Source organism: Leptospira chreensis, from assembly GCF_016919165.1.
GTDB lineage: Bacteria > Spirochaetota > Leptospiria > Leptospirales > Leptospiraceae > Leptospira_A > Leptospira_A chreensis.
The window spans coordinates 1-486 of the sequence record NZ_JAFFPS010000022.1 but is presented as its reverse complement, the minus strand read 5'-3'; the positions used below and the strand labels follow the sequence as shown (position 1 = coordinate 486).

Annotated in this window: 2 protein-coding genes; both read left to right on the top strand. The window is 30.9% G+C overall.

Going from position 1 to position 486, the window contains the following annotated elements:
* The coding region (locus JWG41_RS06665) for a type II toxin-antitoxin system HicA family toxin (protein WP_205269157.1) at positions 1–155 on the top strand (155 nt) is incomplete at its 5' end.
* Positions 152–486, top strand: a 335-nt coding sequence (locus JWG41_RS06660) for a type II toxin-antitoxin system HicB family antitoxin (RefSeq protein WP_205269156.1), incomplete at its 3' end; no start/stop codon positions are given. The genes JWG41_RS06665 and JWG41_RS06660, both read left to right, overlap by 4 nt.

Here is a 486-nt window from a genome sequence, read left to right as displayed (position 1 = left end):
TTCTAAAGAAAGATGGTTGGGAATTAGATAGAATCACTGGATCACACCATATACTTAAGAAAAAAGACAAAACTCTCTCGGTTCCTGTTCATAGTAATCGAGACATTCCAACTGGAACTATGAACGCAATACTTAAACAGGCAGGTCTAAAATGAAAATATCTTATCCAGCTATTATTAAATACAGTACAAAAGATAAAGTTTATAATGTTGAATTTCCTGATTTACCAGGATGTTTCACTTTTGGAGACAATGAAAACGAAGCTATCTTAAATGCTCAAGAAGCTTTAACTGGTTATTTAGAATCTATCGATTCTAGAAAATTAAACATTCCTGAACCTTCAAAATTAAAAGGAAAAGATATCAAATTCATTACTCCTGAAAAAAATGTCTCTTTCGCTATCTGGCTTAAGAAAAGTAGAGAAAAACAAGGTTTGAGTCAAAAGCAAATTGCTCAAAAACTTAATATTGCTTATCAAACTTATCA